Source organism: Paracoccus sediminilitoris (assembly GCF_003259195.1).
Taxonomy (GTDB): Bacteria; Pseudomonadota; Alphaproteobacteria; order Rhodobacterales; family Rhodobacteraceae; genus Paracoccus; species Paracoccus sediminilitoris.
The window spans coordinates 24,899-49,537 of the sequence record NZ_QJPK01000004.1; the positions used below are offsets into that span (position 1 = coordinate 24,899).

The window sequence follows — 24,639 nt, forward strand, 5'->3', positions numbered from 1 at the left end:
CGCTACGTCCCGCGCGGCTTGGCGCGCATGGTGGGGTCGGCCTGTGTCGGGTCCTCGGGCCACGGATGGCGGGGATAGCGGCCGCGCATGTCCTTGCGGACGTCGTGATAGGAACTGGCCCAGAAGCCCGGCAAGTCCATCGTCACCTGCACCGGCTTGCCGCCCGGTGACAGCAGTGCCATCCGCAGCGGGCGACCGCCTACGACGGGATGGGTGGTGACGCCGAAAACCTCCTGCAGGCGCAGTTGCACCTCGGGGTGGTCGCCGTCGTAATCGATGGGCACCTTGCGGCCCAGAGGCGTCACGAAATGCGCGGGCGTGGCCTGATCCAGGCGGCGCTGGCCGTCCCATCCGATGCGGGCCTTCAGGGCCTCGGTCAGGTCCAGGCCGCGCAGATCCGACAGGCCGCGCGCCCGCCCCAGCCAAGGCAGCAGCCAGTCGCCATCCCCCAGCAGGCTGGCATCATCGACATCGCCCAGGCCGCCGACCAGTTCGATGCGCGCGCGGTATCGGGCGGCGGCGGGCGACCATGTCAGGCCGTTCAGGCGCAACCCCTCCAGCGCGGCGCGGGCAATGGCATCCTCGGGGGCGTCGCGCCAGATGCGGTCCGACAGCACCAGTGCGCCAAGGCGGTCCTGCTCGCGGGCCAGAACCCGGTTGTCGCGACGCGACCATTCGCAGAGCTGCACCTGTTCGATACGGTCGCCATGCAGCGCGCGCAGCTCGGCCTCGTCCAGCGTGGCGGCCATGCGGATGCGTGCCTCGCGCTGGTCGCCATCCAGATCGACAGCGACGATCAGGCGCTGGCCGGCCAGAATATCGGCGTTATCAATCACCGCCCCTTTGCCCCCCGACAGGACGAAGCGCGCGTCATCGCCCTTTCGCCGCAGACCGATCCGGTCGGGATAGGCCAGCGAGGCCATACCCCCCGGCGACAGCGCGGGCTTGTCCCCCACCATGCGGCGCAGGCGGGCGGCCTCGTCGCGGATGCGCTGGACGCCCTGACGGTTGACCTGTTCGGGGAACCGCTTGGGGTCGCGGATGGCGGTCAGGCGCAACGCCAGGTCCACCCCCACCCCGCGCAGGGGATCGCGGTCCGACAGCAGCGCCGCCAGATCGGCCGCCCCCCGTCCCGCCAGGATCAGCATATGCGCCAGACGCGGGTGCAGCGGCAGCCGCGCCAAGGCCCGCCCGTGATCGGTGATGCGCCCGTCCCGGTCCAGCGCCTGCAGGGCGGTCAGCAGGGCACGTGCCTCGGACAGGGCGCCTTCGGGGGGCGGGGTCAGGAAAGCCAGATCGGATGCCTCGGCCCCCCAGCTGGCCAGTTCCAGCGCCAGCCCCGACAGGTCGGCGACGGTGATTTCAGGGGGGGCATAGGCGGGCAGCGCGCCTTCCTCGACCCGTGCCCAGAGGCGATAGCAGACTCCCGGCGCGACGCGGCCCGCGCGGCCCCGGCGCTGGTCGGCCTCGGCCCGGCTGACGCGTTCGGTGACCAGCCGCGACATGCCGCTGCCCGGATCGAACCGTGCCCGACGCGCACGCCCCGCATCGACCACCACCCGCACCTGCGGGATTGTCAGCGAGGTTTCCGCAATGGCCGTGGCCAGCACGATCCGACGTTGCGCGCCCGGATCCGACAGCGCCGCCCGCTGCGCCTTGGCGTCCAGCGCGCCGTAAAGTGGCATGATGTCGTGATCCATGCTCGACAGCTGGGCCATGACGCGGCGGATCTCTCCCTCGCCCGGCAGGAAGGCAAGGATCGTGCCGCCGGTCTCGACGGTCTCGGCGGCGGCGGTCCGGATCAGGCGGGCCGCTTCGTCGACCAGCCGGATGCCCTGCGGCAAGGGCCGGTCCAGCCAGCGGGTTTCGACCGGGAACGCCCGCCCGTCCGACGTGATGACCGGCGCGTCATCCAGCAGCGCCGCCACCGGGCCCGCATCCAGCGTGGCCGACATGACCAGCACGGCCAGATCCTCGCGCAGGGCGCCGCGTGCCTCCCACACCAAGGCCAGGCCCAGATCGGCATTCAGGCTGCGTTCGTGGAATTCGTCGAAGATCACGCAGCCGATCCCCTCCAGCGACGGGTCGGACTGGATCATGCGGGTCAGGATGCCCTCGGTCACGACCTCGATCCGGCTGCCCGCGAGCGATTCGCCGCGGATGCGGTACCCGACGCGCCCGCCCACCGGCTCGCCCAGACTGTCGGCCATGCGTTCGGCGGCGGCGCGGGCGGCCAGGCGGCGCGGTTCCAGCATCAGGATGCGGCCCGGAACCTGGTCCATCAGCGCCAGCGGAACCCGTGTCGTCTTGCCCGCGCCGGGGGGCGCTACCAGCACGGCACGGCCCGCGCGGGCCAGCGTTGCGCAAAGGTCGGGCAGGATCGCGTCGATGGGCAGGGTCTGTGACATGGGGCGGTGATACCGCCCCCCGCAACCTGCATGCAATCGCGATGTGGGGCCGTGACTTTCCCCGCCCTGCGGACCTATTCTTGCGGCAAAGGCGTTAAGCCGCAGACAAGACACCAGAGGGGCAGTATGGGCATCGGCAGCGACGTGATCGAGGGGCTGGGCCTTGGCGATCCGGTCATCAGGATCGGCGTGACGGGACTGTCTCGCGCGGGCAAGACGGTCTTCATCACCTCGCTTGTAGCGAATCTGCTGGAACGCGGGCGCATGCAGGCGCTGCGCGGCGCCGCCGACGGGCGCATCAAGGCGGCCTGGCTGCAACCCCAGCCCGACGACACCATCCCCCGCTTCGATTTCGAACGCCACTTGTCGGCGCTGACCGGACCCGAACCGCATTGGCCCGACGGCACCCGCCATGTCAGCCAGCTGCGCCTGTCGCTGCGCATGGAATCGGGGGGCCTGTTCGGCAGCCTGCGCGGGCCGCGGGTGATGCATCTGGACATCGTCGATTACCCCGGCGAATGGCTGCTGGACCTGCGGCTGATGGACCGCGATTTCGCGCAATGGTCCGCCGAGGTCTTTGACCGCATCGACGGTCGCCCCGGCGCCGACCGTTTCCGCGCGGCCCTGTCGGCGGTGCAGGCAGCCGACCATTTCACCGAACCGCAGGCGCAGGACCTGGCCGACATCTATACCGCCCATCTGAATGCCGCGCGCGATGCGGGCTGGTCCGATTGCACCCCCGGCCGCTTCCTGATCCCCGGCGAGATGGCCGGATCGCCGGCGCTGACCTTTGCGCCCCTGCCCCCCGAACTGCAGGGCGGCAAGCTGGGCCGCGAATTCCGCCGCCGCTTCGACGCCTACAAGTCGCGCGTGGTGAAGCCCTTCTTCCGTGACCACTTTGCCCGCATCGACCGCCAGGTCGTGCTGGTCGACGTGCTGGGCGCGATCCATCAGGGCCCCCGCGCGGTCGAGGACATGCGCCGTGCCATGGCCGACATCCTGACCGCCTTCCGCCCCGGGCGCGCGGGTTGGCTGGCGCAGCTGCTGGGGACGCGCCGGGTGGAACGCATCCTCTTTGCCGCGACCAAGGCCGACCACCTGCATCACATCCAGCACAACCGGCTGACCGCGATCCTGTCATCCATGCTGCGCGAGGCCCGCGACCGCGCCGATTTCCAAGGCGCCCGGACCGAGGCCATGGCCATCGCCGCCCTGCGTGCCACGACCGAGGACATGATCCGCCAGGGCGACGACGAACTGCCCGTCGTGCGCGGTCGCCTGCTGGACGGGCGGCAGGCGGCGTTCTATCCGGGCGAGCTGCCGGCCGATCCCTCGATGCTGCTGCATCCGGCGCGGGCGGGGGCGGATGCCTGGCTGGACGCCGACTACGCGATCATGAACTTTGCACCCGCCCCCCTGACCACGCGCCCCGGTGACGGACCGCCCCATATCCGCCTGGACCGCGCCGCCGAATTCCTGATCGGAGACCGCCTGTGAGCGACCAGCCCAAGCGCCCCCGCGGCCCCGTCCTGATCCAGCTGGACGAACCAGTCCGCAATCAGGCCCGCGCCCCCCATGTCGACACATCGGACAGCGACGCGCCCAGCCCCGCCGACGCGCCGCCCATCGACGAACCGAATGCCCCCCTGCCCCGTCCCCGCACGATGGAGATGGTGACCCGCCTTGTCGGGCGCCCGCCGTCACGGATGACGCGGTTCTTCATCAACACGGGCGTCGCGCTCTTCACCTTTCTGCTGGGGGTGGCGGCGCTGGATTTCATCAACGGGCTGATGGTCAGCTATCCGTTGCTGGGCTGGATCGCGATCACGCTGTTCGGCCTGTTCACGCTGGCCTGCCTGGGGATGGCGCTGCGCGAATGGCGCGCATGGCGGCGCTTTGCCAAGATCGATGCCTTGCAGCGTCAGGCGGGCGCGGCGCTGGCCGATGACAGTTTCGACCAGGCCAAGCTGGTCACCGACCAGCTGGTCGGGGTCTATGCCAAGCGCCCCGAGATGGAATGGCAGCGCCAGCGCCTGGCCGAACGCCGTCACGAGACGTTTGACGCCACCGCCCTGCTGACCCTGGCCGAGGCCGAGCTGCTGGCCCCCTTGGACCAGCTGGCACGGCGCGAGATCGAGGCCGCCGCCCGCACCGTTGCCGCCACCACCGCGCTGGTGCCGCTGGCGCTGGCCGACGTGGCCGCGGCGCTGGCCGCCAACCTGCGGATGATCCGCCGCATGGCCGAGATCTATGGCGGGCGTGCCGGGGCCGTGGGCGGCTGGCGTCTGGCCCGCACCGTGATGACCCATCTGATCGCGACGGGTGCCGTCGCGGCGGGGGATGATCTGGTCCACACGGTCGCGGGTGGCGGCATTCTTGCCAAGCTGTCGCGCCGTTTCGGCGAAGGGCTGGTCAACGGTGCCCTGACCGCCCGCGTCGGTATCGCCGCGATGGAGGTCTGCCGCCCCCTGCCGTTCATCGCCCAGCCCCGACCCAAGGTCGGTAACCTTGTGACGCGCGGCCTGCGCGGACTGTTCGGGAATGACGATCAGGCGTGATCCTTCACAGGATCATCTTGTATCCCAGATGCGATTGTTCGAACCCCAGCCGGTCATAAAACCGGTGGGCATCGACCCGCGTCTTGTCGGTCGTCAGCTGCACCATCGCGCAGCCGCGCGTCCGACAGGTCGCCACCGCCCATTCGATCATCCGCTGACCGATTCCCTGACCGCGCATGTGGCTGGCGATCCGCACGGCCTCGATCTGGCCGCGAATTGCGCCGCCGCGTGACAGGCCTTGGGTGAAGGTCAGTTGCAGCGTGCCGATGACCTGCCCGCCATCCTCTGCCACGATCAGCAGCTGGTTCGGATCGGCGTCGATGCGGGCAAAGGCATGGGCATAACCCGCAGCCGACGCCGCCTCGCGTGCGGCGCCCAGCCGGTCATCGCTCAGCAAAGCGACGATGGCGGGCAGATCGCCGCCAAGGGCGCGGCGGAAGGTGACCGTCACGGTCGCGCCGCGCTTTCGTCCGGCAGCTCGGGCGCATCCTCTCCATCCGCAGGAACCTGCCCTTCCGAGGCATCGTCGGGCGTCACCAGTCGGTTGTCCCGCCATTCACCCGACGCGACCTGCCCCGTGGCATAGCGCATCACGCCTTCGCCCTGGCGCTTGCCGGCGGCGAAATTGCCTTGGTACCGGTCGCCATTGGCATAGGTGGCCACCCCGGAACCGTCGATCTCTCCGGCCTTCCAGCCGCCTTCATAAATGAAGCCGTCGGGCGTCGTCAGGCGACCCTGACCTTCGCGCACGCCATTGACGAAATTGCCGGTATAGACCGTGCCGTCGGGATAGGTCGCCTGGCCTTCACCGTGACGTTGGCCGTCCTTCCAGGCGCCGGAATAGACATAGCCGTCGGGATAGGACATCCGCCCCTGCCCGTCATTGCGGGCATTGCGGAAGCTGCCCTCATAGACCATGCCGTTGGCATAGCTGGCCTTGCCGTCGCCCTCGATCACGCCCTCGGACCACTGGCCCTCATAGGTGGAACCGTCGGCATAGGTGATCTTGCCGGTGCCGTCGGGACGGTCGGCGCGCATCTGGCCCAGATAGACCGACCCGTCGGGATAAGTGATCTGGCCGCGCCCCTCCATCCGGCCCTTGGACCATTCGCCGACATAGACATAGCCGTCGGCGCCCGTGAAGGTGCCCTGCCCGTCGCGGCGGTCATTGGCGAATTCGCCGTCATAGACATCGCCATTGGCATAGGTGGCGACACCCTGGCCCTGGCGGCGGCCGCCTTCCAGCGCGCCTTCGTACTTGTCGCCGGTGGACTGGATCAGCACGCCGGTGCCCGACATCTGGCCCGCAGCCCAGACCCCGTCATAGGTCAGCCCGTCGGCCATGGTCAGCTTGCCCTTGCCCGCGCGCTGCCCCGCCAGCATTCCGCCTTCATAAGTCGCGCCGTCGGGATAGGTGATCTTGCCTTGGCCTTCCTTGACCCCCGCGACCCAATCGCCCTCGTAGCGGTATCCGTTCGATTGGCGCAGCACGCCCTTGCCGTGATGCAGGCCCTTTTCGAACTGACCTTCATAGACGGAACCGTTGGCATAGGTGGCCTTGCCCGCGCCGGTGATCTCGCCCGCGGCCCAAGCGCCTTCATAGGTGCCGCCATCGGCATAGGTGATCTTGCCCTGGCCGTCGGGCTTTCCGCGGGCGAACTGGCCTTCGTAGACGGACCCGTTGGGGAATTCCGCGCGGCCCTGCCCCATGATCTGGCCTTCGACCCAGTCGCCTTCATAGCGATAGCCGTTCGGCAGGACATAGCTGCCTTGGCCATGCTGCAACCCGTTGCGGAAGGTGCCTTCATAGACGCCGCCGTCGTCATACTGCTTGGTGATGACCTGGGCACCCGCCTGCGCCGTCATGCCCATCACGGCCAGCGCCACCGCGCCCACTGCCGTCGCCGCCCGAGTTGCCGCCTTCATCGCCTCTGCCCTCATCGTGTTTTGACCGAAGGTTTACCCCAGCAAGGCCCCGCGCGCAAAGGCCGACTTTTCCTTGGCGCGCCGATCCTCTATCCCCTTGACCCAAGCCATTGCGCAACGCACCGGGGATCCGACCATGACCGAACGCTTCCGCCTGACCATCGGCCAGCTGAACGCCACCGTGGGCGACCTGCCCGGCAACGCCGCCAAGGCGCGCGAGGCGTGGGAACAGGCGCGCGACGCCGGTTCCGACATGCTGGCCCTGCCAGAGATGTTCATTACCGGATATCAGACGCAGGACCTGGTGCTGAAACCCGCCTTCACGCGGCAGGCGATCGAGGCGGTGATGGAACTGGGCACATCGCTGACGGACGGCCCCGCCATCGGCATCGGCGGCCCCTGGGCCGAGGACGGCAAGCTGTACAACGCCTATTGGGTCTTTCGCGACGGGGCGCTGGTCGCCCGCGTGCTGAAGCACCACCTGCCCTACAAGCAGCTTTTCGACGAATTGCGCCTGTTCGACAGTGGACCGATCAGCGGCCCCTATCCCGTCGGTCCCGCCCGCATCGGGTCCCCCATCTGCGAGGACAGCTGGTACCCCGATGTGGCCGAAACGCTGGAGGAGACGGGCGCCGAGATCCTGATCGTCCCGAATGGCAGCCCCTATCACCGCGACAAGCTGGACCTGCGCATGGGCCACATGGTCGGCCGTGTGGTCGAAACCGGCCTGCCGCTGGTCTATGTGAACCTGGTGGGCGGTCAGGACGACCAGCTTTACGACGGGGCCAGCTTCGTGCTGAACCCCGGCGGCAAAAAGGTCGTGCAGCTGCCTGCCTTCCAAGAGGCCATCGCCCATGTCGACTTCATCCGCGGGGATGATGGCTGGCTGGCGCAGCCGGGTGACATGGCGGTCCAACCCGATGCCTGGGAACAGGATTACTTTGCCATGATGCTGGGCCTGCGTGACTATCTGCGCAAGTCGGGCTTCCGCAAGGTCTTGCTGGGCATGTCGGGCGGCATCGATTCCGCGCTGGTCGCCACCATCGCCGCCGACGCCATCGGGCCCGACAATGTCCGCTGCGTAATGCTGCCGTCGGAATATACCTCGCAGACCAGTCTGGATGATGCCGCCGATTGCGCGACCCGTCTGGGTGCGCGGTTGGACACGGTGCGCATCGACGGTGCCCGCGACGCGGTGGGCGGCGCGCTAGCGCATCTGATGGAGGGGACCGAACCCGACATCACCGAGGAAAACATCCAGTCCCGCCTGCGCGGCGTGATGCTGATGGCGATTTCCAACAAGTTGGGGGAAATGCTGCTGACCACCGGTAACAAATCCGAGGTCGCTGTGGGTTATGCCACCATCTATGGCGACATGGCGGGCGGCTATAACCCGATCAAGGATCTCTACAAGACACGCGTCTTCGAAACCTGCCGCTGGCGCAATGCCAACCATCGCGACTGGATGCTGGGCAACCCCGGCGAGGTGATCCCGCCGCGCATCATCTCGAAACCGCCCTCGGCCGAACTGCGTCCCGACCAGAAGGACGAGGATTCGCTGCCCCCCTACGAGGTTCTGGACGCCATCCTGGAGGGGCTGGTCGAAAAGGACCTAGCGCTGGCCGATCTGGTCGAACAGGGCTTTGACGCCGAGACCGTGCGGCAGGTGGAAAAGCTGCTCTATGTCAGCGAATGGAAACGCTATCAGGCGGCGCCGGGGCCGCGCATCTCGCCCCGCGCCTTCTGGCTGGATCGCCGTTATCCGCTGGTCAACCGCTGGCGCGACACGCTGTAGGGGACGCTCACGGAACCTCGATCTTGCCGACCAGGGGCACGTCGTCGCGCGGTCCGACGCTGTGGCGTTCGATCATGCGATGGACCGCGGGATCGCCATCGCCGCGATGCAGGGCGCGCAGCTGGGTCGTCACCTCGGCGTCGGTCTTGGTGCGGCGCAGGTTGTGGCGGACATATTCGTCCCATGTGGCGATGTGATAGCTCTCGCTCCAATGGTCGGGATGTTCCAGATCGCGCAGCAGCGCCCAGCCCCGTGCCCCGTCGCGCCGGCGGATCATCCGGCGCTGCTGCATCAGGCGCAGGAATTCCGGCACGTCGTCGTGATCGATGCGGTAATCCACCATCACCATGACCGGCCCCGACCGCCCTCGCAGGTCCAGCTGCAGTGCCGGTTCCCGGAACCTGTTGGCCGGATCCAGATCGTGGCTGCCAAATTCGGGCGCCCGCAGCCAGATGCCCAGGGCACCCCCCGCCAGCAACAGCAGCCCCGCCGCCGTCAGCGCCGTCTGCACGCCATGCGCGCCCGCGACGCCGCCCCAGGCCCATGACCCTGCGGCCATTCCGCCGAAGGTCGCCGTCTGGTACAGCGCCAGCGCGCGGGCCACGACCCAACGCGGCGTGGACAGCTGAACCGTCACGTTGAACAGCGACAGGGCCAGCACCCATGACGCGCCAGCAGGCAGCATCGCCAGCCCATGCAGCCAGATCGCGTCGGTCAGGCCCAGCACCAGCGCCGCGAAGGCGAACCCGCCAAAGGCCATGCGCACGACATGTTCATTCGACATGCGCGCCCGGATGCGCGGGTTCATCAGCGCGCCGCCGATGGCGCCGACGCCATAGCAACCCAGAAGCCCCCCGAACAAAAGCGACCCGCCCTCGGGGTGGCTTTTCGCCACCAATGGCAGCAGAGCCAGAACGGCGATGGCGGCAAAACCGAACAGCGCCCCGCGCAGCAGCACCCGGATCAGGTTCGGCGACAGCACGACATAGCGCAGCCCCGCCCCCATCGCGGCCATGAAGGGCTCGGGCGTGGTGACGCGCGGGGCCAGCTGGGGCTTCCACCGCGCCATCGCCCCCAAAAGCGGCAGATAGCTGAGCGCGTTGACCGCAAAGGCCGCCGCCGCGCCGAAGGCCGCGACGATGAAGCCGCCCGCCGCCGGTCCCACGCTGCGCATCAGGTTGAAGCCGACCGAATTCAGGCTGACCGCCGCAGGCAGGTCCTGACGGCCCACCAGATCCCCGATGCTGGCCTGCCAGGGCGGGTTGTAGAGCGCCTGCCCCGCGCCCAGCATGAAGGTGAACCCCAGCAGGATCCAAGGCGTCAGCCCGCCCGCATAGGCCACCGCCGCCAGGGCCAGCGACACGACGGTCATGAAGCACAGCGCCGCCATCAGCAGGCTTTTGCGGTCAAAGATATCGGCCAAGGCTCCCGATGCGATGGCCAGCAGCATGATGGGCAGGGTGTTCGAGGCCTGAACCAGGGCGATCAGCGTCGCGCTGTCGGTCAGCTGCGTCATCAGCCAGGCCGCCCCCACGGCCTGGACCAGCCCGCCGAAATTCGAGACCAGCGTTGCGCTCCAGAGCAGGCGGAAATCGGGATAGGACAGCGGGGCCAAGGCGCCGTTCGGGCGCTTGCGGTCGGGGTCGGTCGCAGAGATGTCGGGCACAGGCTTTTCGTCTTTCAGATTGGCGGTCGGGCTTTCTTGGCAGGCGTATCGGGCTTGGCAGGCGTGTCGGATATGCCGCGCAGCCCCCACACCCTGCCGTTGAACCGGGCAGGGGGCGGCCCGGATCGCGGCGCGGCGATTCCCGGAATGTTTTATTAGGGGCATTTGCGTGGCGATGATGAAACCTTTCCACACGCCAAGTTGTTCCCACGGCAGCGAAAGTTGAACAGGCTGACGCCGTCGCGCAACAGGCGACGCGGCGTCTGCCTGCCAAGACCCGTTCGGAGGCCTGCAAGGCTTGACGCGCGAAGGGCCCTGTGCCCATGGAATGATGATGAATCACGGATCGGGGCGACCCTTTGCCGTGGTGAAATGTTTTTGCTGCCTCGGTGCGGGCTCTGCCGCCTGCCACCGACGATGAACAAGGAAATTGAAACGATGCGCCTCGCTTCTCTTCTCGCGGCGGCGGCCCTCGGGCTGGCGGCCTGCGGTCCCTCGCAGGAAACCGCCGCTCCGGCCGTGCAACAACCCGCGACCGTTCCCGACATCTACAAGGCCCGCACCGATACTGGTCCCGATGGCAACCCGATCCAGATCGCAGCCGTACGCGCCGCCTATCTGACTGACCGCAACCGCCGTCAGCTGGTCCCCTATAACGGCACCGAGACCCCCGGCACCATCGTCGTCGACCCCTATGCCCGCGTGCTGTATCACGTGCAGGACGGCGGTCAGGCCATGCGCTATGGCGTCGCGGTGGGCCGTGCGGGCAAGGGTTTCGAAGGCAGCGCGACGATCGCACGCAAGGCCGCATGGCCCAGCTGGCGTCCGACCGACAACATGCTGCGGACCGAACCGGAACTGTATTCCCAGTTCGCCGGCGGCCTGCCGGGCGGTATGCAGAACCCGCTGGGGTCGCGCGCGCTCTATCTGTATCAGGGCAGCGTCGATACCTATTACCGCATCCACGGGACGCTGGACCCGTCCTCGATCGGCAAGGCCACCTCGGCCGGTTGTATCCGCATGTTCAACCAGGACGTGATGGATCTGTTCGAACAGATACCGACGGGCACCAAGGTCATCGTGCGCTCCGAAGCTGACAGCCTGCGCATGGAAGGCCCCATGGCTGAAACCCCCGAAGGCTATGTCCAGCCCGCCGCCCAAATTCAGCCCGACATGCAGGCGACTGCCGTTTCGGGCGCTGCCACGGCACCCGTCGCGACCCCGGTCACCGGCACGGTTACGGCGGCCGATCCCTATGCCTCGACGGCGACGGTACAGACCGCGATGGTCACCGACCCCTTTGCCAATGACGCGGCCTTCGTGTCGCCGGTGGAAAGTGCCGTTCCGGGCCAGTGACGCGCCGCGCGCAACCCTGATCGCTCCTGCCCCATGGGCAGTTCGGCAACTGTGACAGACCCCGGTTCGCGCCGGGGTCTTTCCAATTGCAAAAACGGCAATCTGTGCGCAATGTCGGTCCAAGCCGTCCGACCATTCCGTCCAAGAGTTTTTGCCATGCCCAATTACGCAAGACGTGAACAGGAAATCCTGACCGCCGAACATCAGGCGCTGATGGTCAAGAGCCGCGCGCCGGATTTGGGGCTTCTGGCCGATGCCGACCTTCTGGCCCTGCTGGAACAGCTGCGTGTCGAAAAGGCTCTGGTCGCGGATGATCCCGCGGGCAATCCCGCCGATGGCGGTCTTGGACCCGCCCAACTGCTGGCCGCCGCCATCAAGCGGGTGGATCTGGAACGGCGCAAGCGCGGCATTGCGCCCGGCATGGCGGCAGGTTCGGCCAATGCCGGACGCACGCCTATTACGCCCAAGGCTGTTGCCACCACCCGGCGGCGTGCCGCGGCCACGCCCCGCAAGCCTGCCGGTCGCAAATCCGCCGAGGCGCGCAAGACCGACCTGCGCACCGAACCCCACAGGGTGCCGAAGCAGAAGGCAAAACGACCCGCCGCCCCCATCGAGGCGGATGCGGAAGACGCCATGGTAACGAGGAACAGCAAGATGCCGTTGACGGACACCGAGAAGGCCGCGAAGAAGGCCGCCCGCAAAGCCGAAAAGGAGGCCACCAAGGCCGCCGAGAAGGACGCTGCCCGCGAAGCCCGCCGCGCCGAGCGCAAGGCCTTGAAGGACGCCGAAAAGGAACAGGCCCGCGCGGAACGCAAGGCCGAGCGGAAGGCCGAAAAGGACGCGGCGCAAAAGGCCGAAAAACAGGCCGAGCGCGCCGAACGCAAGGCCGGGCGCAAATCCGCAGTGGGTGCCGAAATTACCCCTGCTGCCCTCAAGACGCAATCGGCTGAAAAGCCGAAATCGGACAAACCCAAGACAGACACCGCCAAGACCAAGGCAGCAAAGGCACCCAAGCCCAAGACGCCGAAGGACAAGCCCCCCAAGAACAAGGGTGCCGCAGCCAAGAAGGCCAAGTAGCGGCCGCGCCGGCGGCGGAAACGCATGATATGAAAAGACTGCCCGGATTCATTCTTTGCGGCGCGCTGGCCCTTGGCGCGACGCTGTCCACCGCGCCCGAAACCCGGGCGCGGCCTGCGGTCGATGCCTATCACGGGCTTGCCCCCCGCCCCCCGTCCGAGGATCGCCGCTGCACCGATGACGGGCGCGACTGCATCCTCAAGGCCAGCTATGCCGCCGATGTCTGCAAGCTGATCGAGCGCAACGCCAGCGAACAGGGGCTGGACCCGAATTTCCTGGCCCGCCTTCTGTGGAAGGAAAGCCGGTTCGAACCCTCGGCGGTCAGTCCCGCCGGGGCGCTTGGCATCGCCCAGTTCATGCCTGGCACGGCGGATCTTTACCGGCTGGACGACCCTTTCAACCCCGCGCAGGCGATCCACAAGGCGGCTTGGTATCTGGCGACGCTGTCGGATCGTTTCGGCAATATCGGCATGGCGGCGGTCGCCTATAACGGGGGCGAAAACCGCGCCGCGCGGTTCATGCAGCAGCAGACCACCCTGCCCTATGAAACCATCGACTATGTCGAGGCGATCACGGGTTTCGGTGCGCATCGCTGGCGTGACAATCCACCCGGCGACGACGAATTGAAGCTGGCGTTGGACAAGGATCTGGATTTCCGGCCCGCCTGCGAAAAGATGGCCGGCGATCGCAGCCTGCGCGAATTCGAAACCCAGCCCCGCGTCTTTCCTTGGGGCGTGATCGTGGCCAGCCATCCCAGCCGGTCTGGTGCCGCCCAACAGGTGGCCCGCCTGAACCGCACCCTGCGCCCCATCCTGGATCGGGGCGCGCAGGTCGGCTATGTCCGCAAGCGCATGAACGGCATGCCGCGCGCGGTCTATACCGCTCAGGTCGGCTACGAATCCAAATCCGCCGCCGCGACCTTCTGCAACCGCTTCAAGCGGATCGGCGGGCGCTGCATCGTCCTGAAGAACTGAGCCGTCACAGAAAGCTTTGCGGATCGATATCCACCGACAGCCGCAGGTTGGTCGGCGGCTTGGCCAACGCCAGCCAGTCGGCGATGGCGGTCTGCAAGGGCGCCTGGCGCGGCGCGCGGATCAGCATGCGCATCCGGTGGCGACCCCGGACCCGCGCGATGGGTGCAGGTGCGGGCCCCCATAATTCGGCCCCCGCCTGCGCCAGGGGGGCGGCCAAGGACGCCAGGTGGCGGGCGAAATCGCTGACGACGCCCAGGTCGGGATGCGACAGGATGACCCCCGCCAGCCGCCCGAAGGGGGGCATGCCCGCTGCCTGACGACCTGCGGCTTCGGCGTCCCAGAAACCCTCGTCCTGCCCCGACAGGATGGCGCGGATGACCGCGTGGTCGGGCTGATGGGTCTGCAGCATCGCAACCCCCGGCGCCGCCCCCGATTGCCGCCCCGCCCGGCCCGCCACCTGCCGCATCAGCTGAAAGCTGCGTTCCGCGGCGCGCAGGTCCGCGCCTTGCAGGCCCAGATCGGCGTCGATGACCCCCACCAGCGTCAGGCGACTGAAGTTATGGCCCTTGGCGACGATCTGGGTGCCGATGATGATGTCGGTATCGCCATCGGCGATCTGGGCGATCGCCTCCTTCAGCGCACGCGAGGAATGGAACAGGTCCGAGGACAGCACCGTCGCCTTGGCATCGGGGAAACGGGCGGCGACCTCTTCGGCGATGCGTTCGACGCCGGGGCCGATGGGGGCCAGCTTGCCCTCGACCCCGCAAGACGGACATGCGGCGGGGATGGGCCGGGTTTCGCCGCATTGGTGACAGACCAGGCGGTTCTGGAAGCGGTGTTCCACCATCCGCGCATCGCATTGGTGACAGCCGATCTGTTCCCCGCAGGCGCGGCAGACCGTCACCGGCGCAAAGCCGCGCCGGTTCAGGAACATCAACGATTGTTCGCCTTTGGCCAGCCTCGCCTGAACCTCGCGCACCAGGGTGGGGGAAATCCAGCGGCCCGGTTCCATCGCCTCGGCCCGCAGGTCGATGGCGGACATCTGCGGCAGCTCTGCCTCGCCATAGCGCGACCGCAGGTCCAGACGGGTGTATTTGCCGCTGGCCGCGTTTACCCAGCTTTCAAGGCTGGGCGTGGCGGATGCCAGCACCACCTGCGCCTTGTTGATCGAGGCCCGCATCACCGCCATGTCGCGGGCGCTGTAGAAGACCACGTCCTCCTGCTTGTAGCTGCTGTCATGTTCCTCATCGACGACGATCAGGCCCAGATCGGCAAAGGGCAGGAACAGCGCGGACCTTGCGCCCACGACCAGACCCACCTGGTTCGTGCCGGCCATGTGCCACAGGCGCCTGCGTTCGGTGCGGGTAATGCCGCTGTGCCATTCGCCGGGGCGGGCGCCGAAACGTGCCTCGACGCGGTCCAGGAATTCCGAAGACAGCGCGATTTCGGGCAGCAGGACCAGCGCCTGACGGCCCTGGGCCAGACATTCGGCGACGGCCTCCAGATAGACCTCGGTCTTGCCCGACCCGGTGACCCCGCGCAGCAGGGTGGTGCCATAGCTGCGGACGCGGATCTTGTCGCGCAGCGTATCGGCGGCCTCCTGTTGGTCGGCGGCTAGGGGCTTGCCGGACATCTGCGGATCAAGGCGCGGATAGGGCAGATCGCGCGGGGCCTCGATCTCGGCCAGCGCGCCCATGGCCACCAGCCCCTTGACCACGGATGTCCCCACCCCCGCCAGCTGCGCCAGCTCGGATGCCGCGAAACTGGCCCCGCCATGATCGGCCATCACCTGCAACACGCGGGTCCGCGCCTCGGTCATGCGTTCGGGCTGGCCCGATCCCGGCACGATCACCCGCCGCGCGGCGGGCGGCTGGTCCAGATCGGGCGCGCGGGTAGCCATCCGCAGCATCAGGGGCAGCGGCGTCAGGGTATAATCGGCGGCCCGCGTCAGGAAATCCAGGAAACCGGCGGAAAAGGGCTGCGCGTCCAGCACGCGCGCCACGGGGCGCAGCTTGGCCAAGTCGAAATCGCCCAAGCCCTCGCCCCAGACCAGGCCCAGGACGCGGCGCGGCCCCAGCGGCACCAGCACCAGCTGGCCTTGGCGCACGCCGCCCTCGGGCGACAGGTAGTCCAGCACGCCCACCGGCTCGCAGGTCAGGACCGCGATCCGGGCGCGGGACGGGAAAAAGGCGGACGTGTCCATCATCACCCGCGATAACTACGCCCCCCCTGCGCGGTTGCAAGCCCCGCAGCGGGGGTTGTTTCCGTTTCCGCCCTGCGCCACAAGTCGTATGACCCCGCTGAACCGAGCAAGAGGAGCCGGCCATGAAATTCTTCGTCGATACCGCCGACGTCGCCGCCATCAAGGAACTGAACGATCTTGGCATGGTGGACGGTGTGACCACCAACCCGTCGCTGATCCTGAAATCGGGCCGCAACATCGCAGAAGTCACCAAGGAGATCTGCGACCTGGTCGACGGTCCCGTCAGCGCCGAAGTCGTCGCCGAAAAGGCCGATGACATGATCCGCGAAGGCAAGCACCTTGCCCAGATCGCGGAAAACATCACCATCAAGGTGCCGCTGACCTGGGACGGCCTGAAGGCCTGCCGCGTCCTGACCGACGAAGGTTTCATGGTCAACGTGACCCTGTGCTTCACCGCGGCGCAGGCGCTGCTGGCCGCCAAGGCCGGCGCGACCTTCATCAGCCCCTTCATCGGGCGCCTGGACGACATCAACCTGGACGGCATGGACCTGATCGCGGATATCCGCGAGATCTATGACAACTATGGCTACGAGACCGAGATCCTGGCGGCATCCATCCGCAGCGTGAACCACATCGTCGATGCCGCCAAGATCGGTGCCGACGTGATCACCGCCCCCCCGGCGGTCATCAAGGCGATGGCGAACCACATCTTGACCGACAAGGGTCTGGCGCAGTTCAATGCGGACTGGGCACAGACCGGCCAGAAGATCGGCTGATCACCAGGGAACGGCGACAAGGGGCAAGGCATGAGCGACGGTCTGGAACAGGAACTTCGTGACAGGCTGCTGGCCAGCCCCCAGGACCTGCTGGCGGACCGTGATGTCATGCGCGCCCTTGTCGCCACCCACGAGGCCGAGACGGGTGCCAATGTCATCGACATCCGCGGCCGTGCCATGCAGGCGCTGGAAACGCGCCTGAACCGGCTGGAGGCGACGCATGAAAGCGTGATCGCCGCCGCCTATGACAACCAGTCCGGCGTGGCGATCGTGCATCGCGCCGTGCTGGCCCTGCTGGAGGCGGCCGACCTGCCCGACCTGGTGGGCCGCCTGCAATCGGACACCGCCCCCCTTCTGCGCATCGAAACGCTGCGCCTGGTCGTTGAGGGCACCCATGACATCGACTGGCCCGAGGACACGCTGATCACCCCCGAGGGCGCGATCGACAGCATCCTGCAGGCCGGGCGCCGCACCCCGCGCGGCGACGACATCGTGCTGCGCCCTGCCTTGGTGCTGACCCGTCCGCTGCACGGCCGCTCGGTCGGGTCCGAGGCGCTGCTGCCCCTTGACCTGGGGTCGAACATGCCGCGGGCCATGCTGCTGATGGGCAGTGCCGATGCCGCGCGCTTCATGCCCGCCCATGGCACCGACCTGCTGCGCTTTTTCGCGCAGGTCTTTCGGATGGTCCTGCTGGACCGCCTGCGGCGATGACCCAGTCCCCGCTGCTGGCCCTGGCGCCTGCCACCAGCCATGCCCTGGCCCGCTGGCTGGAGACCGAAGCCTCGACCCGGGACCGGTCCGACCACACGATCACCGCCTATCAGTCCGATGTGATCGCCTTCCTGCACTTCATCGGCCGTCATCACGGCGAACCCGCCACGCCCAATTCGCTTGGCACACTGAGACAAGCCGACATGCGCGCCTTTTCGGCGTCCGAACGCGCCCGCGGCCTTGGCGCGCGGTCGCTGGCGCGGCGGCAATCGGCGGTGCGCAGCTTCCTGCGCTGGCTGTCGGACCGCGAGGGGTATGACCTGTCCGCCGCGCTGTCCGCCCGCAGTCCGAAATACGCGCGGTCCCTGCCCCGCCCCCTGACCCCCGACCAGGCACAGGACACGCTGGCGCAAGTCGGGTTGCACGACACGCCTTGGATCGCGGCCCGCGATACCGCCGTTCTGACCCTTCTGTGGGGCAGCGGGCTGCGCATCTCCGAGGCGATGGCCCTGAACGGCAGCGACTGGCCCTTCCGCGAGGCGCTGACCATCCGCGGCAAGGGCGGGCGCGAAAGGCAGGTGCCGGTGCTGCCCGTCGCGCGTCAGGCCATCGCGGCCTATCTGGAACTGTCACCTTGGGGCCATCGCGCCGATCAGCCACTGTTTCGCGGCATGCGCGGCAAGCGCCTGTCGGGGGATGCCGTGGCGGGCGCGATGCGCAAGGCGCGGGCATCATTGGGCCTGCCGGCCACGGCCACGCCCCATGCGCTGCGCCACAGCTTTGCCACGCATCTGCTGTCGGCGGGGGGCGATCTGCGCACCATCCAGGAATTGCTGGGCCATGCCAGCCTGTCCACCACCCAGGTATATACCGGGGTCGATGACGCCCAGTTGATGGCCGTCTATCGGTCGGCCCATCCGCGCGGTTGAACCCGCGCCACATGGGCGGCGTTGTCCCGACAACATGTTGAAAAGAAGGCTTTCAGGATGACCAACCACGCGATCTTCGACCGCCCCTTGGGTGTCGCCCCGCCCCCGGGATACGATCAGGCCATCTTCGGGATGGGCTGCTATTGGGGGGTGGAACGCCTGTTCTGGCAGCAGAACGGCATCTGGCTGACCGAGGTCGGCTTTGCCGGCGGCGATGTTCAGAACCCGACCTACGATCAAGTCAAGCGCGGCGATACCGGCCATGCCGAGGTCGTCCGGATCATCTATGACAGCTCTCTGATCAGCTATGATCACCTGCTGCAGCTGTTCTGGGAAAACCACGACCCGACGCAGGGCGATCGGCAGGGCAACGACATGGGCAACCAGTATCGCAGCCTGATCATGACCTTTTCCGAAAGCCAGGAAGCCGCCGCCGAGGCATCCAAGGCTGACTACAACAACCGCCTGGCCGTGCAGGGTTTCCCCGAGATCACGACCGCCATCATTCCAGCCGGACCCCTTTGGCCCGCCCACGAGGACCATCAGCAATACTTGGAAAAGAACCCCGAGGGTTATTGCGGCCTCAAGGGGACAGGGGTAGAGGCGTCCATGCCCAACCCGGACCCCATCTGATGCCCACATATACTGCACTGACCCACCTGCAAGGCCGCGAAGCCGCCGAAGCCTTGGCAGAGGCCTGCGAGGATCTGACCCCCGAACCGGTCGGCACCGGCGTCTTCGAGATCGAGGACGGATCGGAGCGGTGGGAGGTCGGCGCCTATTTCACCGAAAGCCCCGACGAGATCGGTCTGGCCTTGCTGGCGGCGGCGCATGGCGCGAACCCCTTCGTCATCTCGGAACTGCCCGAGGTGGATTGGGTCGCGCATGTCCGCCGCGAACTGACCCCCGTCCATGCGGGACGCTTCTATGTCCATGGCAGCCACAATGCCGATGAGATCCCCGATGGCGTCGAACCACTGTGGATCGAAGCGGCGATGGCCTTCGGCACCGGCCATCACAACACCACCAAGGGCTGCCTTGAGGCATTGGACCGGCTGGCGACCGAAGGCTTCAAGGCCACGCGCATCGCCGATATCGGCTGCGGCACCGCCGTGCTGGCCATGGGCGCCGCGCGCCTGTGGCAGGTGACGGTGCTGGCCAGCGACATCGACCCGGTCGCGGTCGATACGGCCGCCGCCAATGTCATTGCCAACGGCCTGGACGGGCGCGTCGTCTGCATGGAGGCCGCGGGCTTCGAGCATCCGACGCTGGAACAGGCCGCGCCCTATGACTTGGTGTTGGCCAATATTCTCAAGCAGCCGCTGATCGACTTGGCGGGCGACATGGCCCGCAACGTCGCGCAGGCGGGTAAGATCATCCTGTCGGGCATCCTGACCACTCAGGCCGACGAAGTTGTCGAGGCATATGGCAAAACCGGCTTCACGCTGGATCGCCGCGACGATCAGGGCGACTGGACGACGCTGGTCCTGACCCGCGGCTGATCCCGCCCCACCGATCGGACATGAAAAAACCCCCGCGAGCCTCGGCTTTCGGGGGTTCGTTCGTCATTTGGACGGGCAGTGGCTTCAGAAGCCGCGCGCAATCCGCTCGATGTCGCCACGGCACAGACCGATATCGTCCAGCTCGCGGTCGGACAGGCGGCTCAGCTCGCGACGGGTCACGCGGGTATCTTTCCACGAGCCGAACAGCGAGATGATATGCGCGACGATGTTGCCCACGCCTCCGACAGCCATGCTGCGGTTCGTTTCGATCGTCGTCATCGTGTCACCTGTTTTCAGATTGCCCTATCGTCGGGCAGTTTTCGGATAGACAGGAGATAATTCGGGCAACCGACAAAGAGTAGCCGCCAAAGGGTCATTGCCGCTATGCGATGGCTGCAACAGCCACCGGTGATTTCGTTGCCGAAATGTCGCAAATTCCATGTAGGGGGTCGGTTGGCGCCAGGTTGACCTAACGCCAATCGCCCAAAGATGCCTGCCACAGGGCCATCGCCGCGACCGCTGCCGTATCCGCGCGCAGAATGCGCGGCCCGAGGCTGACCGGCGTGATGAAGGGCAGCGACCGCAGGCGGGCGCGTTCGGTTGCCGAAAAGCCGCCTTCGGGGCCGATCAGGATGGCCCAGGGGCCGCCCTGCAACCCGGCCAGGGTCTGGGCGGGACCGGCCAGCGCCTCATCCGCCCAGAGGATCCGGCGCGCATCGTCCCATCCGTCCAGCAGGCGCGACAGTGGCGTCAGGTCATCGACGGGCGGGACATAGGTGCCGCCACATTGCTCGGCGGCCTCGATGGCGTGGGCCTGAAGGCGGTCCTGGCGGATGCGTTCGGAATTGGTGTGATCGGTCTGCACGGGCAGGATGCGGGCCGCGCCCATCTCGGCGGCCTTTTCGACGATGAAATCGGTCCGCGCCTTCTTGATGGGGGCAAAGCACAGCCACAGGTCGGGCGGGTCCTGCTGGGGGGCGGATTGTTCCACCGGGGTGACGCTGCCGCCGCGCTTGCCGATCTGGTCCAGTTCGGCAAGCCATTCGCCGTCACGCCCGTTGAAGACCCGGACCCGATCGCCCGGCTTCTGGCGCATGACGCCCGACAGGTAGTGCGCCTGCCCCTGTTCCAGCGCAACGGGTTGTCCAGCGGCCAGAGGGTGATCTATGTAAAGTCTGATTTTCGCCATGATGGGTGCGACGCTATGCAAAGCCAGACCGAAAGGCCAGATGCCGTCATCGACGCGCCCAAGGGAAATTGGGTCGACCGCTATGCCCCGCCGCGGACGCGCCCCTGGCTGCGCATGTCGCGCGCCGACCGCCCCATCGGGACATGGCTGCTGTTGCTGCCCTGCTGGTGGGGGGTGGGCCTGGCGATGATGACGGATGCGCCGCGCTGGTTCGATCTGTGGATCGCGCTGGCCTGCGCCATCGGTGCTTTCGTCATGCGCGGCGCGGGATGCACTTGGAACGACATCACCGACCGTGACATCGATGCCCAGGTGGCGCGGACGCGGTCGCGGCCCCTGCCTTCGGGACAGGTATCGCTGCGGGGGGCCTATGTCTGGCTGGCGCTGCAGGCGCTGGTGGGGCTGGCGATCCTGGTGACGCTTGGGCAGGCGGCGGTCTGGATGGGGGTGGCGTCGCTTGTGCTGGTGGCGATCTATCCCTTTGCCAAGCGGTTCACTTGGTGGCCGCAGATCTTCTTGGGGCTGGCCTTCAACTGGGGCGTGATGCTGGCCTATGCCGCGCATATGGGCCGGGTGGATCTGGCGCCCGTGATCGCATGGCTGGGCGCGATCGCCTGGACGATCTTCTATGACACCATCTACGCCCATCAGGATGCCGAGGATGACGCCATGATCGGCGTGAAATCGACCGCGCGCCTGTTCGGCGATGCCAGCCCCCGCATCCTTGCGGGCTTTGCGATCCTGGCCGTCGCGGTGCTGGCCATCGCCACCGCCCTTCCCGGTCGCAATCTGTTGATGGCCTGGGCGGGCCTGGCCGGTTTCGCCGCCCATCTGGCATGGCAGCTGAAGAAATTCGAACCCGACCAAGGGGATGTCTGCCTGCGCCTGTTCCGGTCGAACCGCGATGCGGGGCTGATCCTTGCGCTGTTTCTTGCCGTGGCCGGCTTGGCGTGATTGCGCCAAGGGGGTCCGGGGGCTAAACGTTGCGCGCTTGCAACAGACCAAGGTTTTCACGCATGGCTTCCCCGCGCCGCAGATTTTCCACCACATTGGCAACCGTCCTGGTCATGGGCGGGGCGGGTGGACTCTGCTGGGTGGCGGCCGAAGCGGCTGCGACCTTCATCGAGGAACGCGCGGCGCAGGATGTCGGGCTGGCGCTGCAAAGCGGCGGCTTTGACTGGGCGACGGTATCGACCGATGGCCTGCGCGTCCGGCTGACCGGCACCGCCCCGACCGAGGTCGATCGCTTTCGTGCCATGACCCAGGCCACGGCCGTCGTCGATGCCAACCGCATCGTGGACCAGATGACCGTCGCCTCGGTCGAGGCAATGACGCCCCCCGATTTCAAGATCGAGCTGCTGCGCAACGACCAGGGCATATCGTTGATCGGACTTGTGCCGGCCGCGACGGACCGCGCGGCGATCCTGCGCACCTTGCGGGCCGATGTGCAGGACGGACAGGTGACCGACCTGCTGGAAAGCGCCGATTACCAGGTTCCCGACCTGTGGGACGCCTCGGTCGCATATGGCATCAAGGCCGCGCAGATGACCGATCAGGCCAAGGTCTCGATCGGGCCGGGACTGGTGGTGGTCGCAGCCCTTGCCAAGGACCGCGAGGACAAGGGCCGGCTGGAGGCAGCGTTGAAGCGCGACCTGCCCAAAGGGGTCCGGCTGGAGAGCAGGATCACGGCCCCCCGCCCGGTCATCGCGCCCTTCACGATGCGCTTTGCCATCGATGACAAGGGCCCCCGATTCGACGCCTGCGCCGCCGATGATGAAGCCGCCCAGGACCGCATCATCGCCGCCGCCCGCACCGTCGGGCTGGAGGGTGCGGTGGACTGCACGCTGGGGTTGGGCGCGCCATCCCCCGACTGGGGCACCGCCGCCGAGGCCGCCATCAAGGCCGTGGGCCAGCTGGGCGCGGGGCAGGTCACGATCCTGGATGCGGATGTGGCGCTGGTCGTGCCGCCGGGCATGGACCAAGGCCGCTTCGACGCCGCCGCGGGAGAGCTGGAACAGGCCCTTCCCCAAGGTTTCTCGCTGAAGGCGGTGCTGGAAAAGGCCCGCCCCAAGGACCAGGGCCCCGCCATCTTCGAGGCCACCCTGACAGAAAGCGGCAGCCTGTCGATGACGGGCCGCATCGCCGACCAGCAGATGCGCGAGGCTGTGGACAGCTTTGCCACGTCGCGCTTCGACGTGACCCAAAGCGGGCTGCGCAGCGATTCCGACGTGCCCGGCGGCTGGACCGTCCGCGTCGTCGCCGCGCTTGAGGCGATCGACGCCCTGCAATCGGGCAGCGTCCGCGTCACGCCCGACTTGTTGCAGGTCACCGGCATGTCGGGCGACCCCAATGCCACCGACCGCACGGCGGCCCTGCTGTCGCAGCGCCTGGGGACGGGGGCGCGCTATGCCCTGACGATCGGCTATGACCGGCGGCTGGACCCCGCGCTTGGGCTGCCGGATGGCGACGAATGCGTGGCGCAGCTGAACACCGTCATGTCGGAAAGCGAGATCGGCTTCGAACCCAGCAGCTCCTCGATTGCGGGGGATCCGGGCCCGACGCTGGACCGTCTGGCTCAGGCCATGGTCGAATGCGCCGATTTCCAGATCGAGGCGGGCGGGCATACCGATGCCCAGGGCTCGGACGGGTTCAACGCCGAATTGTCGCGCGGGCGCGCCCAAGCCATCGTTACCGCCATGAAGGATGCAGGGATCGACGTCACCAACATGACCTCGCGCGGGTATGGCGAAAGCCAGCCCATCGCCACCAACGACACCGAGGAAGGCCGCGAGGAGAACCGCCGGATCGAGTTCCGCCTGCTGTCCCCCCACCCGGTCCGCGCAGCCGCGCCGGCGGTCACGGCCGTCACAGGCATCACCGGCCAGCAGGCCGAACAGCCGGATGCGCCGCCGGTCCAGGGCCCGAACCTGCCGCAGATGCAGGGTCCGAACCTGCCGCCGCGCCCGGCTCAGATGCAGGGACCGAACCTGCCGCGCAGCAATGACGGGTCCAGCATGACCCCCCTGACCATCGGCGTCAGCGAAGAGTTCGAGTCGCTGGACGCGCGCGAGGAAAACCTTAGGGTGCCGGTGCAGACCCCCGACGCCGACACGCCGCGTCCGGGTCCGCGTCCCGATGATGTGGCCGAACGCGCTGCGACCCAAGAAGCCACGACCCAGGAAGACGAAGCGAAGACCCCATGAACCGATCCGAATTCATCGCCGTGACCTCCGTGATCCTGTTCGGGGCCTTTGTCCTTGGCTGGATCGCCAGCTGGCTTGTGCATCGCATCGCGCGTCCCGTGCGGTCGGACATGACCGAACTGGATCACATGGCCCAGAAGCTGCACGAGGCCGAGGAACAGCGCGACAGCGCCGTGGCCCTGCTGGAACAGCGCGAGGCCGAACTGTCGTCGCAACTGGCGGGCGCCCGTGCCGAGGCCGAGGCCGCGCTGGAGGGCCTGCGCGACAGCCGCACCGAGATCGAGGAATTGCGCGACTATATCGAGGCCAAGCTGGCCCGCCGTTAATCGCGCATGAAAAAGGGGCCGCATGGCCCCCCTTTCGCAT

21 protein-coding genes are annotated in these 24,639 nt (G+C 67.6%); 14 read left to right on the forward strand and 7 right to left on the reverse strand.

Annotated features, from left to right (window positions below; genetic code table 11):
• Nucleotides 1–2 precede the first annotated feature (2 nt).
• On the reverse strand, nucleotides 3–2,408 hold the full coding sequence (hrpB, locus tag DKT70_RS06645; RefSeq protein WP_111558410.1) for an ATP-dependent helicase HrpB: 2,406 nt from the start codon (nucleotides 2,406–2,408) through the stop codon (nucleotides 3–5).
• Nucleotides 2,409–2,534: 126 nt separating this feature from the next.
• Between hrpB and DKT70_RS06650 the strand changes: the two genes are divergently transcribed.
• Together DKT70_RS06650 and DKT70_RS06655 are read left to right on the forward strand one after the other, a co-directional pair.
• Nucleotides 2,535–3,905: a YcjX family GTP-binding protein gene (locus DKT70_RS06650; RefSeq protein ID WP_111558411.1), complete on the forward strand. Its 1,371-nt coding sequence runs from the start codon at nucleotides 2,535–2,537 to the stop codon at nucleotides 3,903–3,905.
• A complete protein-coding gene (locus DKT70_RS06655; RefSeq protein WP_111558412.1) occupies nucleotides 3,902–4,966 on the forward strand; it encodes a YcjF family protein in 1,065 nt (354 codons plus the stop codon). Before DKT70_RS06650 ends, DKT70_RS06655 begins: the two co-directional genes overlap by 4 nt.
• 4 nt (nucleotides 4,967–4,970) lie before the next feature.
• On the opposite strand, the gene DKT70_RS06660 is transcribed toward DKT70_RS06655, so the two are convergent.
• A complete protein-coding gene (locus DKT70_RS06660; protein ID WP_233490459.1) occupies nucleotides 4,971–5,417 on the reverse strand; it encodes a GNAT family N-acetyltransferase in 447 nt (148 codons plus the stop codon).
• On the reverse strand, nucleotides 5,414–6,892 hold the full coding sequence (locus DKT70_RS06665) for an MORN repeat-containing protein (protein ID WP_111558414.1): 1,479 nt from the start codon (nucleotides 6,890–6,892) through the stop codon (nucleotides 5,414–5,416). The genes DKT70_RS06660 and DKT70_RS06665 overlap by 4 nt, the downstream gene beginning before the upstream one ends.
• 136 nt (nucleotides 6,893–7,028) lie before the next feature.
• Between DKT70_RS06665 and DKT70_RS06670 the strand changes: the two genes are divergently transcribed.
• Complete coding sequence (locus DKT70_RS06670; protein WP_111558539.1) at nucleotides 7,029–8,687, forward strand: NAD+ synthase; 1,659 nt, start codon at nucleotides 7,029–7,031, stop codon at nucleotides 8,685–8,687.
• Nucleotides 8,688–8,694: 7 nt separating this feature from the next.
• Here DKT70_RS06670 and DKT70_RS06675 read toward each other — a convergent pair whose 3' ends face one another.
• The gene (locus DKT70_RS06675; RefSeq protein ID WP_407672196.1) at nucleotides 8,695–10,344 is read right to left on the reverse strand and encodes an MFS transporter; all 1,650 of its coding nucleotides are present in this window, start codon (nucleotides 10,342–10,344) and stop codon (nucleotides 8,695–8,697) included.
• A 447-nt stretch (nucleotides 10,345–10,791) separates the two neighbouring features.
• Between DKT70_RS06675 and DKT70_RS06680 the strand changes: the two genes are divergently transcribed.
• The 3 genes from DKT70_RS06680 (at nucleotide 10,792) to DKT70_RS06690 (ending at nucleotide 13,760) form a co-directional block, all read left to right on the forward strand.
• Nucleotides 10,792–11,709: a L,D-transpeptidase gene (locus DKT70_RS06680; protein ID WP_111558416.1), complete on the forward strand. Its 918-nt coding sequence runs from the start codon at nucleotides 10,792–10,794 to the stop codon at nucleotides 11,707–11,709.
• A gap of 156 nt (nucleotides 11,710–11,865) precedes the next feature.
• Nucleotides 11,866–12,786 (forward strand): hypothetical protein, encoded by a 921-nt coding sequence (locus DKT70_RS06685; RefSeq protein WP_111558417.1) that lies wholly within the window; start codon nucleotides 11,866–11,868, stop codon nucleotides 12,784–12,786.
• A gap of 29 nt (nucleotides 12,787–12,815) precedes the next feature.
• Nucleotides 12,816–13,760, forward strand: coding sequence for a lytic transglycosylase domain-containing protein (locus DKT70_RS06690; RefSeq protein ID WP_111558418.1), 945 nt, complete (start codon nucleotides 12,816–12,818; stop codon nucleotides 13,758–13,760).
• Between the two features lie 4 nt (nucleotides 13,761–13,764).
• On the opposite strand, the gene DKT70_RS06695 is transcribed toward DKT70_RS06690, so the two are convergent.
• On the reverse strand, nucleotides 13,765–15,963 hold the full coding sequence (locus DKT70_RS06695; protein WP_111558540.1) for a primosomal protein N': 2,199 nt from the start codon (nucleotides 15,961–15,963) through the stop codon (nucleotides 13,765–13,767).
• Nucleotides 15,964–16,085: 122 nt separating this feature from the next.
• On the opposite strand from DKT70_RS06695, the gene fsa reads away from it, so the two are divergent.
• The 5 genes from fsa to DKT70_RS06720 are packed head-to-tail and all read left to right on the forward strand — an operon-like array spanning nucleotide 16,086 to nucleotide 19,881.
• A complete protein-coding gene (gene fsa, locus DKT70_RS06700; RefSeq protein ID WP_111558419.1) occupies nucleotides 16,086–16,739 on the forward strand; it encodes a fructose-6-phosphate aldolase in 654 nt (217 codons plus the stop codon).
• A 30-nt stretch (nucleotides 16,740–16,769) separates the two neighbouring features.
• A complete protein-coding gene (locus tag DKT70_RS06705; RefSeq protein WP_111558420.1) occupies nucleotides 16,770–17,450 on the forward strand; it encodes a DUF484 family protein in 681 nt (226 codons plus the stop codon).
• The gene (locus DKT70_RS06710; RefSeq protein ID WP_111558421.1) at nucleotides 17,447–18,379 is read left to right on the forward strand and encodes a tyrosine recombinase XerC; all 933 of its coding nucleotides are present in this window, start codon (nucleotides 17,447–17,449) and stop codon (nucleotides 18,377–18,379) included. The genes DKT70_RS06705 and DKT70_RS06710 overlap by 4 nt, the downstream gene beginning before the upstream one ends.
• Before the next feature lie 57 nt (nucleotides 18,380–18,436).
• Nucleotides 18,437–19,012 carry a peptide-methionine (S)-S-oxide reductase MsrA gene (gene msrA / locus DKT70_RS06715; RefSeq protein ID WP_111558422.1) on the forward strand — a complete coding sequence of 192 codons (576 nt, stop codon included), beginning with the start codon at nucleotides 18,437–18,439 and terminating at the stop codon, nucleotides 19,010–19,012.
• Nucleotides 19,012–19,881 carry a 50S ribosomal protein L11 methyltransferase gene (locus DKT70_RS06720; protein WP_111558423.1) on the forward strand — a complete coding sequence of 290 codons (870 nt, stop codon included), beginning with the start codon at nucleotides 19,012–19,014 and terminating at the stop codon, nucleotides 19,879–19,881. Before msrA ends, DKT70_RS06720 begins: the two co-directional genes overlap by 1 nt.
• Nucleotides 19,882–19,965: 84 nt before the next feature.
• Here the strand turns inward: DKT70_RS06720 and DKT70_RS06725 are convergent, their stop codons facing one another.
• The gene (locus DKT70_RS06725; protein WP_072295774.1) at nucleotides 19,966–20,160 is read right to left on the reverse strand and encodes a DUF1127 domain-containing protein; all 195 of its coding nucleotides are present in this window, start codon (nucleotides 20,158–20,160) and stop codon (nucleotides 19,966–19,968) included.
• A 190-nt stretch (nucleotides 20,161–20,350) separates the two neighbouring features.
• Nucleotides 20,351–21,070, reverse strand: coding sequence for a 16S rRNA (uracil(1498)-N(3))-methyltransferase (locus DKT70_RS06730; RefSeq protein WP_111558541.1), 720 nt, complete (start codon nucleotides 21,068–21,070; stop codon nucleotides 20,351–20,353).
• Between the two features lie 15 nt (nucleotides 21,071–21,085).
• On the opposite strand from DKT70_RS06730, the gene ubiA reads away from it, so the two are divergent.
• The 3 genes from ubiA to DKT70_RS06745 all read left to right on the forward strand — a co-directional run bounded on the left by ubiA (nucleotide 21,086) and on the right by DKT70_RS06745 (nucleotide 24,599).
• Nucleotides 21,086–22,024, forward strand: a complete 939-nt coding sequence (gene ubiA, locus DKT70_RS06735) for a 4-hydroxybenzoate octaprenyltransferase (RefSeq protein WP_111558424.1) — start codon at nucleotides 21,086–21,088, stop codon at nucleotides 22,022–22,024.
• 62 nt (nucleotides 22,025–22,086) lie between these two features.
• Complete coding sequence (locus DKT70_RS06740) at nucleotides 22,087–24,273, forward strand: OmpA family protein (RefSeq protein ID WP_111558425.1); 2,187 nt, start codon at nucleotides 22,087–22,089, stop codon at nucleotides 24,271–24,273.
• Nucleotides 24,270–24,599 carry a hypothetical protein gene (locus DKT70_RS06745; RefSeq protein WP_111558426.1) on the forward strand — a complete coding sequence of 110 codons (330 nt, stop codon included), beginning with the start codon at nucleotides 24,270–24,272 and terminating at the stop codon, nucleotides 24,597–24,599. Before DKT70_RS06740 ends, DKT70_RS06745 begins: the two co-directional genes overlap by 4 nt.
• Nucleotides 24,600–24,639 lie beyond the last annotated feature (40 nt).

Coding starts and splice junctions, on each gene's coding strand:
- ubiA (WP_111558424.1), top strand. CDS start 21,086: ATGCAAAGCCAGACCGAAAGGCCAGATGCCGTCATCGACGCGCCCAAG.
- DKT70_RS06730 (WP_111558541.1), bottom strand. CDS start 21,070: ATGGCGAAAATCAGACTTTACATAGATCACCCTCTGGCCGCTGGACAA.
- DKT70_RS06710 (WP_111558421.1), top strand. CDS start 17,447: ATGACCCAGTCCCCGCTGCTGGCCCTGGCGCCTGCCACCAGCCATGCC.
- fsa (WP_111558419.1), top strand. CDS start 16,086: ATGAAATTCTTCGTCGATACCGCCGACGTCGCCGCCATCAAGGAACTG.
- DKT70_RS06690 (WP_111558418.1), top strand. CDS start 12,816: ATGAAAAGACTGCCCGGATTCATTCTTTGCGGCGCGCTGGCCCTTGGC.
- hrpB (WP_111558410.1), bottom strand. CDS start 2,408: ATGTCACAGACCCTGCCCATCGACGCGATCCTGCCCGACCTTTGCGCA.
- DKT70_RS06650 (WP_111558411.1), top strand. CDS start 2,535: ATGGGCATCGGCAGCGACGTGATCGAGGGGCTGGGCCTTGGCGATCCG.
- DKT70_RS06705 (WP_111558420.1), top strand. CDS start 16,770: ATGAGCGACGGTCTGGAACAGGAACTTCGTGACAGGCTGCTGGCCAGC.
- DKT70_RS06740 (WP_111558425.1), top strand. CDS start 22,087: ATGGCTTCCCCGCGCCGCAGATTTTCCACCACATTGGCAACCGTCCTG.
- DKT70_RS06725 (WP_072295774.1), bottom strand. CDS start 20,160: ATGACGACGATCGAAACGAACCGCAGCATGGCTGTCGGAGGCGTGGGC.
- DKT70_RS06685 (WP_111558417.1), top strand. CDS start 11,866: ATGCCCAATTACGCAAGACGTGAACAGGAAATCCTGACCGCCGAACAT.
- DKT70_RS06745 (WP_111558426.1), top strand. CDS start 24,270: ATGAACCGATCCGAATTCATCGCCGTGACCTCCGTGATCCTGTTCGGG.
- DKT70_RS06665 (WP_111558414.1), bottom strand. CDS start 6,892: ATGAAGGCGGCAACTCGGGCGGCGACGGCAGTGGGCGCGGTGGCGCTG.
- DKT70_RS06680 (WP_111558416.1), top strand. CDS start 10,792: ATGCGCCTCGCTTCTCTTCTCGCGGCGGCGGCCCTCGGGCTGGCGGCC.
- msrA (WP_111558422.1), top strand. CDS start 18,437: ATGACCAACCACGCGATCTTCGACCGCCCCTTGGGTGTCGCCCCGCCC.
- DKT70_RS06720 (WP_111558423.1), top strand. CDS start 19,012: ATGCCCACATATACTGCACTGACCCACCTGCAAGGCCGCGAAGCCGCC.
- DKT70_RS06695 (WP_111558540.1), bottom strand. CDS start 15,963: ATGGACACGTCCGCCTTTTTCCCGTCCCGCGCCCGGATCGCGGTCCTG.
- DKT70_RS06670 (WP_111558539.1), top strand. CDS start 7,029: ATGACCGAACGCTTCCGCCTGACCATCGGCCAGCTGAACGCCACCGTG.